This is a genomic window from Caulobacter sp. P1_D6 (genome assembly GCF_056406095.1).
This window is the reverse complement of the sequence record NZ_JBFUAW010000073.1, coordinates 1-7,303: the sequence shown is the minus strand read 5'-3', so window position 1 is coordinate 7,303 and position 7,303 is coordinate 1. Positions and strand designations below refer to the sequence as shown.

Genomic DNA, 7,303 nt, shown 5'->3' with positions numbered 1-7,303 from the left:
GTCGACACGGCTGGCGAAATCCATACCCGAGGCGTCGACGCCTCGGCGATCTACGCCCAGAGCGTGGGCGGCGGCGGCGGTACGGGCGGCTTCGCCCTGGCCGGGGCCCTGTCGGCCGGCTCGGCGGCCGGCTCGGCCTCGGTCGGGGTCGGCGGCAAGGGCGGCGGCGGCGGCGACGCCGACGAGGTCAAGGTGCTCAGCGTCACCGACATCGTCACCGAAGGCGACCGCTCGGCCGGGATCTTCGCCCAGGCGGTGGGCGGCGGCGGCGGCAGCGGCGGCTGGAGCGGCGCGGTGGCCGGCGCGGGCGGCGTGGCCGGCGGCTCGGTCGGCGTCTCGATCGGCGGCAGCGGCGACGTCGGCGGCAAGGGCGGCGTGGTCAGGGTCAACAGCGACGGCCAGATCGACACCTTCGGCGAGGACGCCACGGGCATCTTCGGCCAGAGCGTGGGCGGCGGCGGCGGCAGCGGCGGCTTCTCGCTGGCGGCGGCCATCGCGGGCGGCGAGGGCGCGCTGGCCGGTTCGGTCGGGGTCGGCGGCTCGGGCGCCGGCGGCGGCGACGCCGAGTTGGTCGAGATCGTGACCCGCGGCGACCTTCACACGCGTGGCGACCGGGCGGCGGGCGTGTTCGCCCAGTCGATCGGCGGCGGCGGCGGCAACGGCGGCTGGAGCGGCTCGCTGGCCGGGGCCGGCGGCGTCGGAGCCGGGGCGGTCGGCGTTTCGGTCGGCGGCTCGGCCGACGACGGCGGCGTCGGCAAGGACGCCTCGATCCTCAGCCGCGGCAATGTGGTGACGGAAGGCGACGACGCGGCGGGCCTGATGGCCCAGTCGGTCGGCGGCGGCGGCGGCACGGGCGGCTTCTCGCTGGCGGCGGGCATCGCCGGCGGCGAGCTGGCGGGCTCGGCCTCGGTCGGGGTCGGCGGTTCGGGCGGTGGCGGCGGCAAGGCCGGCAAGGTCGACATCGACACCCAAGGCGACATCTACACCCAGGGCGAGCGGTCCTCGGCCATCTACGCCCAGAGCGTGGGCGGCGGCGGCGGTTCGGGCGGCTGGACCGGCGCGCTGGGCATCGCCGGCGGGACCGGGGCCGGCACGGTGGCGGTCGGGGTCGGCGGCAGCGGCAACGTCGGCGGGGCCGGCGACACGGTCAAGGTGACCAGCGTCGGCGACCTCGAAACCGAGGGCGCGGACGCCCACGGCATCCTGGCGCAATCGATCGGCGGCGGCGGCGGCAGCGGCGGCTTCTCGCTGGCGGCCGGCGTGGCGGGCGGCGAGACGGCGGGGGCCGGTTCGGTCTCGGTCGGCGGTTCGGGCCTGGGCGGCGGCGACGGCGAGGCGGTGACCGTCTCGACCATCGGAGACATCCGCACCCATGGCGACCGGTCGGCGGGCGTCTACGCCCAGTCGGTCGGCGGCGGCGGCGGCGACGGCGGCTGGAGCGGTTCGCTCGCCGTGGGCGCCGGCCAGACGGCGGGCGCGGTCGGCGTCAGCGTCGGCGGGTCGGCCGGGCTGGGCGGCGACGGCAAGAAGGTCGTGGTCGAGAGTGTCGGCATGGTGATCACCGAAGGCCATGACGCGGCGGGTCTGCTGGCCCAGAGCATCGGCGGCGGCGGCGGCACGGGCGGTTTCTCGCTGGCGGCCGGCGTCGGCGCGGGCCAGACGGCGGGCGCGGCCAGCGTCAGCGTCGGCGGCGGCGGCGGAGCGGGCGGCATTGGCGGCCGGGTCGAGGTCAGCAGCGAGGGCACGATCGTCACCGGCGGCGACCGCGCCTACGGCGTCCAGGCCCAGTCGATCGGCGGCGGCGGCGGCAGCGGCGGCTGGAGCGGTTCGCTCGCGGTCGGCGTGGGCCAGACCGGCGCGGCGGTCACGGTCGGCATCGGCGGCGGCGGCGGCGCGGGCAACGACGGCGGCGAGGTCGAGGTCGACGTCATCGACCTGATCCTGACCCTCGGCGACGACGCCACGGGCGTCCTGGCCCAATCGATCGGCGGCGGCGGCGGCAGCGGCGGGTTCTCGCTGGCGGCGGGCGCGGGCGTGGGCCAGACGTCCGGCTCGGGCAGCCTGACCGTCGGCGGCTTCGGCGGCTCGGCCGGCGATGGCAAGATCGTCACCGTCACCAGCCACGCGGACATCGGCACGATCGGCGATCGCGCCAACGGAATTCAAGCCCAGAGCATCGGCGGCGGCGGCGGCACGGGCGGCTGGACGGCGGCCCTGGCGGTCGGCGCGGGCCAGACCAGCGGCGCGGTCGGCGTCGGCATCGGCGGCTTCGGAGCCGGCGGCGGTGACGCCGGCGCGGTGACCGTCGACAGCTTCGGTCAGATCTACACCCTGGGCGACGACGCGGCGGGCATCCTGGCCCAGGCGATCGGCGGCGGCGGCGGCAGCGGCGGCTTCTCGGTGGCGGCCGGCGGCGCGTCCGGCCAGAGCACCGGCGCGGGGACCCTGACCATCGGCGGCGGCGGCGGGATCGGCGGCGACGGCGCCGACGTGACCGTCCACAGCCACGACGTGATCTACACCCTCGGCGACCGAGCCTACGCGATCCAGGCCCAGAGCATCGGCGGCGGCGGCGGCAACGGCGGCTTCTCGGCCTCGGTGACGGCGGCCCTGTCCTCGGGCGCCCCCAAGGCGATCAGCGCCTCGATCGGCGGCTTCGGCGGCGCGGGCGGCGACGGCAAGATCGTCACCGTCACCAGCGATGTCGGCGCCTCGACCTATGGCGAGGAAGCCCACGCCCTCTACGCCCAGAGCGTGGGCGGCGGCGGCGGCACGGGCGGCTTCTCGATCGCCGGGGCCCTGACGATGGGGACCAGCACGGTCGGCGTCTCGGCCGCCATCGGCGGCGCGGGCGGCGCGGCGGGCGAGGGCGGCGACGTCCACGTGACCACCGACGGCGTGACCACCACGGACGGCGCGCGCTCGTACGGCGTGTTCGCCCAGAGCGTGGGCGGCGGCGGCGGCGACGGCGGCTTCTCCGGCGCCCTGACCGGCGGCCTGGGCTCGACCGACAACATCGCCATCGGCGTGTCGATCGGCGGCTTCGGCGGCGCGGCGGGCAAGGCCGGCTATGTCGAGGTGACCAACAACGGCAAGGTCGGCACCCTGGGCGACGGCGCCACGGCCGTGTTCGCCCAGAGCGTGGGCGGCGGCGGCGGTTCGGGCGGCATGGCCGTTTCGGCGGCCCTGGGCGGCGCGAAGTCCAAGAACGTCTCGATCGCCCTGGGCGGTTCGGCCGGCGGCGGCGGCAAGGGCGGCGACGTCAAGGTCACCTCGACCGACCTGGTGGTCACCGAGGGCGACGACGCCATCGCGATCTTCGCCCAGAGCGTGGGCGGCGGCGGCGGCGCCGGCGGCGCGGCGGGCGCCCTGGCGGTGTCCGGCGGCGAGTCGACCAACCTGGCGATGAACATCGGCGGCTTCGGCGGCGCGGGTTCGGAGGGCGGCAACGTCACGGTCGTCAACAGCGGCGACGTCTTCACCTCCGGCGAGCAGTCGCACGGCATCTTCGCCGAGAGCATCGGCGGCGGCGGCGGTCATGGCGGCATGGCCGGCATCGACGAGAACCAGTGGTCCGACTACATGGCCGGCGGGGCCGGCACGGTCAGCCTGGGCTCCAACAGCAACAACATCTCGGTCGCCCTGGGCGGCCAGGGCGGGACGGGCGACAATGGCGGCGTGGTCAAGGTGACCAACAGCGGCGTGGTGGCCACCACCGGCGAGTCCCAGGCCAACGCCATCTACGCCCAGAGCATCGGCGGCGGCGGCGGCGACGCGGGCGTGGCCACGGCGGCGTCCGGCAGCTTCGGCCAGGGCAAGAACGGCACCTACGCCGTCGCCCTGGGCGGTTTCGGCGGCGAGGCCGGCAACGGCGGCCTGGTCCAGGTCAACAACAGCGGCTCGCTCAGCACGATCGGCGGCAACTCGACCGGCATCGTCGCCCAGAGCGTGGGCGGCGGCGGCGGCAGCGGCGGCGACGCCCGCGGCTTCTCGCTGGGCTTCGCCAAGAAGGCGGCCGGCACGACCAAGGCGACCTCGGTCAACGTCTCGATCGGCGGCCAGGGCGGCGCGGCCGGCGAGGGCGGCCAGGTCGACGTGATCAACAGCGGCCAGATCCTGACCGAGGGCGGCGACTCGCACGGCGTGTTCGCCCAGTCGGTGGGCGGCGGCGGCGGTCGCGGCGGCCTGATCTCGACCCAGGGCGAAGAGATCGTCACCTTCCTCGACCTGGCCAACAAGGGCGAGGCCAAGGGCGGCCAGATCGCCATCGGCGGTTCGGGCGCGGGCGGCGGCAACGGCGGCGCGGTCACCGTCGGCAACAGCGGCCTGATCTGGACCAAGGGCAAGGACGCCCACGGCGTGTTCGCCCAGAGCGTGGGCGGCGGCGGCGGCGACGGCGGCTCGGGCCTGGCCGGCGAGGTCAGCATCGGCGGCCAGGGCGGCGTGGCCGGCAACGGCGGCGCCGTCACCGTGACCAATAGCGGGACGATCGTCACCGAAGGGGCCCTGTCGCGCGGCGTGTTCGCCCAGAGCGTGGGCGGCGGCGGCGGCGCCGGCGGCGCCACCGACTACGACGGTCCCGACACCTATTCCTACAGCGACGCCCTCTCCAAGACGATGGGCGAGGTCGGCAAGCTGACCGCCGCCAAGGACCTGATCGACTCGTTCAGCGAGCCGGCGTGGGGCATCAGCATCGGCGGCACGGGCGGTTCGGCCGGCAACGGCGGCACGGTCACGGTCGACAACAGCGGCGCGATCTACACCTCCGGCCGGCTGTCGCACGGCGTCATGGCCCAGTCGGTCGGCGGCGGCGGCGGCACGGGCGGCGAAGGGACGATCACCGGCGTCGGCCAGATCGTGTTCTCCGGCGTGGGCGGCAGCGCCGGCGACGGCGGCGACGTCATCGTCACCAACAGCGGCCTGATCCAGACCGAGGGCTTCGGCGCCTACGGGATCTTCGCCCAGAGCATCGGCGGCGGCGGCGGCGTGGCCGGCGACGTCTCGCTGGGCATCGCCTCGTGGGGCGACTTCAGCGCCTACGGCGGCGAGGACTACAGCGACTACGCCGACATGAGCATCAATCCGCTGGACGGCTACGGCGGCAACGGCGGCGACGTCACGGTGACCAACACCGGGAACATCGTGCTGCTGGGCGCGGGCTCGGTCGGCATCTTCGCCCAGTCGGTGGGCGGCGGCGGCGGCCTGTTCGGCAGTGGCCTGGGCCTGTCGTTCGCCGGTTCGCTGGGCGGCACGGGCGACGCGGGCACGGTCACCGTGATCCAGAACGGCAACATCTGGGCGGGCGGCCAGAACGGCATCGGGGCCTTCTTCCAGAGCCAGGCCGGCGACGTGCCGGCGGCCGGCTCGCACAGCCTGGCGGCTCCGGCCGCCCTTGGCTCCGCGGCGACCCCGACCTATGCGGCGGCCGACATCAACGCCACCCTGAACGGCGACGTCCACGGCGGCTCGGTCTACGGCAAGGGCGTGTTCGTCGACGGCGGCAAGAACAACGTCATCACCCTGAACGGCGTGGTGACGGCGGACTCGAACCTGGCGATCCTGGCGACCACCGGCAACGACACGATCATCAGCAACAAGGGCGTGATCGGCAACGTCGACCTGGGTCGCGGGACGAACGCCTTCCGCAACACGGCGACCTCGACCCTGCTGACGCTGGACTATGTGAAGCTGAACGGCGGCCTGCTGACCAATGACGGCGTGCTGACGCCGGGCGGCAACGGCCTGGTGCAGGTCTCCAGCGTCGAAGGCGATTTCAAGCAGACCGGGACCGGCGTGTTCCTGGCCGACCTGGACCTGGGCAAGACGGGCAAGGCCGGCGAGATCGACCGCCTGGACATCACCGGCTCGCTGGACCTGAAGGGCAAGTTCGTCCTGCAGATCGCCGACCCGGGCCACATCCTGCCGGGCGACCACACGGCCGCGATCCTCAACGGTTCGGGCGTGGTCACGGCCTCGGGCCTGCAACTGGTGGCCCCGGTCTCGTCGATCGCCATGTTCGAGCTGAAGACCACGGCCGACGACCTGAACCTGCACTATGTGGTCGACTTCTCGCCGGCCGGGTTCAACGCCAACCGCACGTCCATCGGCGACCACATCAACAACATCCAGCTGGCCGGCAGCACCAACGCCTTCGCGCCGGTGGCGGCCGAACTGTTCTGGGAACCCTCGCAGACAAAGCTGGCCAACTACTACGACAGCTTCAGCGCAGAGACCTACGCGGCCCAGGTGGCGGTGACCAACTTCGCCATCGCCGGCTTCACGGACTCGATGATGACCTGTCCGACGACGCCGGGGCAGGGCGAGGCCGACAGCTGCGTGTGGGCCAAGGCCGGCGGGCGGCAACTGAAGCTGGACCCCACGGCGCAGGACATGGCGTACAAGGAGCGTTCGACCGGTCTGTCGGGCGGCTTCGAGAACGCCATCGGCCCGCACTGGCGGTTCGGCGCGGCCGCCTCGGCCGAGAGCCTGCGGACCGGCATCCCGACCCGCACCCAGGGCGACGGCGACCGCTATCAGTTCGGCGCGGTGGTCAAGGCCGCCGACGGTCCGGCGACAATGGCCATGGCCTTCACCGCCGGCTCGAGCTCGGTGGACACCCGTCGCGCCGTGCTGCTGCCTTCGGGTCTGCGCATGGCGGAAGCCAAGCAGCGCCAGACGTTCCAGGCGATCACCATCCGGGCGGGCTACCGCTTCGGCGACGACAAGGCCTACGCCAAGCCGATCGCCGAGATCAACCACGCCCGGATCTCGACCGACGCCTTCGCCGAAAAGGGCGCCGGCGCGCTGAACCTGGTCGCGCCCAAGCAGGCCGACCAGTCCACGCGTGTCAGCGCCAAGCTGGAGGTGGGCGGCGAGTTCATGCAGGGCGTCACGGCGATCCGGCCCTATGCCCGGATCGGCGCCAGCCACATGCTGTCGGGCCGCGCGCCGCAGTTCACCACCGCGTTCGAAAGCGCCGCGCCGGTGGCGGGCTCGTTCGATGTGGCGGGGCGGCTGGACAAGACCACGGCCGACGCGGAACTGGGCTTGTCGCTGGTCAACGCCAAGGGAGCCAGCGCCAGGGTCAACTGGACGGGTCAGTTCGGCGAGCGGGTCAGCAACCAGGCCCTGGCGGTGAAGTTCACGCTGCCGTTCTAGCCCCAATATCCGCTCTTCCCGGCGAAGGCCGGGATCCAGATGGAAAGGCTTTGAGGCTGACTCCAGAAGCGCTGAGCCCTTCCAGCCCGACACACCGCTATGGGATCTGGGTCCCGGCCTTCGCCGGGATGAGCGGATTTGGGAG

The 7,303-nt window shown here is 74.0% G+C and carries 1 protein-coding gene; it reads left to right on the top strand.

Annotated elements, in window-relative coordinates; genetic code table 11:
• The coding region (locus AC1DYP_RS24620; protein ID WP_477048539.1) for a hypothetical protein at positions 1 to 7,158 on the top strand (7,158 nt) is incomplete at its 5' end.
• Positions 7,159 to 7,303 lie beyond the last annotated feature (145 nt).